The following is a 2,143-nucleotide window of genomic DNA, read 5'->3' as shown; positions in this document are numbered from 1 at the left end:
GTCACGGTGGTGCTCCTCTCATGGGGGACGGGCTCCCGGCCCGTGGGGGTGGGCCGGGAGCCCGGACGAGTGGACCGCTGTGCCGCGTGCTGCGGTGTGGTGCCGTGTGGTCCCGGGCGGGAGCGCTGTGCCCCGGGGGGAGCGGGTCAGTCCTGGCCGGGCCAGGCCGAGCAGTCCTCCCACTCGGTGTCCCAGCCGGAGTTGCCGCCGCCGTCGGTCAGTGTGAAGGTGCCGCTGCCCTCCGGGTACGGGCAGTTGTAGACGCCGGCCACCCCGACGTCCGTCGCGGTGACGTTGCCGGCGGTCACCTCGCCCTGGGTCTCCGCCTGCACGACGACGCTGCCGACGCCGTCCACGGTGGCGCCGTCGATCGTGACGTTCTGCACGGCCTTGCCCGTACCGCCGCCGGAGACGAACTCGAAGGCGCTCCACGGGCTGTCGGTGACGACGGTGTCCGTGATGTTCACGTCCGCCTCGATGGCGCTGTCGTAGGAGTCGACGCGCAGCGCGCCCATCGGGTGGTTCCAGTTGGGGTTCATCGCGCCGGTACGCACCAGCTCGTTCCCGGCGACGGTGATGGTGCCGGCCAGCGGGTGGAACGGGTCCAGGAACTTCTGGTTGGAGATCGCGATGCCGCTGCCCAGGGCGTTGGTGTCCAGGATGCGGTTGTTCTCGACGGTGATGTCGGTGCCGCCGTAGATCGCGATGCCGTTGGCCAGGTTGGGCTGCGAGATCGTGTTGTCCGCGAAGGTGGAGTCCACGTCGGGCGCGTTCAGCGACCACATGGCGAGCGCGTCGTCGCCGGTGTTGCGCAGGAAGTTGTTGCGCACCTGCACGCCCTTGGCGCTGCCGTTGAGGTTCAGGCCGTCGGCCGCCATGTCGAGGAAGCGGCTGTCCTCGACCACCAGGCCGTCGTTGGTGCCGGTCAGCCAGAGCCCGACCTTCAGGTGCTGGAGCCACATCCCGGAGACGGTGGAGCCGGCGCCGAGGCTGCCGTTGACGAAGTTGTCCGGGTTGCCGTCGACGCGCTCGGTGACCTCGCCGATGACGGCGAAGTCGGCGAGGTGCGCGTTGCCCGCCGAGCCCGACTGGTTGACGAAGCGGGAGCTGCGGACCACGGAGTGCCAGGAGCCGGCGCCCTGGATCGTGACGTTCTCGACGCCGGACAGCTCGGAGCCGACCTTGAAGTCGCCCGGCGGGATCCACACCGTACCGCCGCCCCTGGCCTCGGCGACGGCCGTGCGGAACGCCTCCGCGGAGTCCGCCGCGCCGGTCGGGTCGGCGCCCTTGTCGACGACGGAGACCGATCCGGCGGGCTGCTCCGCGGGCGCGGCGACCTGCTCGAAGTCGGCGACGTCGACGGTGTACGGGCCGCCGGCGAGGTCGTCGGCCTGCAGCCGCACGGTGTCGCCCGCCGCCAGGTCCTGCCCGAGGAGGACGCGGGAGTTGTCCAGCAGGTGGTGGGTCTTGGCGCCCGGGATCCAGGGCGTGTCCATGTAGGAGTACGTGGAGGTGACGGCGAGCGACGCGTCCAGCTTGGTGCCGTTGGCGTAGACGGCCAGGCTGCCGGACTTGCCGTCGGGCACGCTGTACGCGACGTTCACGGCGTTGGCCGGCGCGGTGAGCGTGAACTCGACGTACTCGCCCTGGGCGTCCAGCTCCACCGCCTGCCGGCCCGACGACTCCGAGGCCACGGTGCCCTGGGTGTAGTCGGGGCCGACCGGGCTGCCGTTGGTGTCCGCCGACTCCGCCTCGATCGAGGTGAACGGCAGGTCGGCGCCCGCCTCCGGCGCGCCGTGGGCGCCGCCGGGCACGGCGACGAGCGCCGCGGCGGCGGCCACGGACGCGGCCAGCGTGATCCTTCCTATACGTGCCTTGCGCATGACGTACCTTCCCGTGGGGGGTGGGTGGGGGGTGAGGGCCGGCGGTCCGGCCGCGCGGGGCGCAGCCGGGCTAGGTACGCAGCCAGACCGCCGTGTCCTGCGGCAGCTTCCCGTCGTCCAGAGGGCCGCTGCCGATCAGGACGCTTCGGTGTGCCGGGAGCGGCGCGGGCTCCGCGGCGAGGTTGACGACGCAGACGAAGTCGTCGGAGCGGGCGAAGGACAGCACGCCCCCGGGGGCGTCGAGCCAGCGCATCGGCCCG

The 2,143-nt window shown here is 72.4% G+C and carries 1 protein-coding gene and 1 pseudogene; both read right to left on the bottom strand.

Annotated elements, in window-relative coordinates:
* Positions 1-158: 158 nt before the first annotated feature.
* Positions 159-1,883, bottom strand: a pseudogene (locus H5J30_RS29015) (glycosyl hydrolase family 28-related protein); the annotation flags it as partial.
* A 70-nt stretch (positions 1,884-1,953) separates the two neighbouring features.
* Positions 1,954-2,143, bottom strand: a 190-nt coding sequence (locus tag H5J30_RS29010) for a DUF3459 domain-containing protein (protein WP_374101035.1), incomplete at its 5' end; no start/stop codon positions are given.

This window comes from Streptomyces phytophilus (genome assembly GCF_013870535.1).
GTDB lineage: Bacteria > Actinomycetota > Actinomycetes > Streptomycetales > Streptomycetaceae > Streptomyces > Streptomyces phytophilus.
The sequence above is the reverse complement of the archived record's forward strand: the minus strand, read 5'-3'. Positions and strand labels throughout refer to the sequence as shown.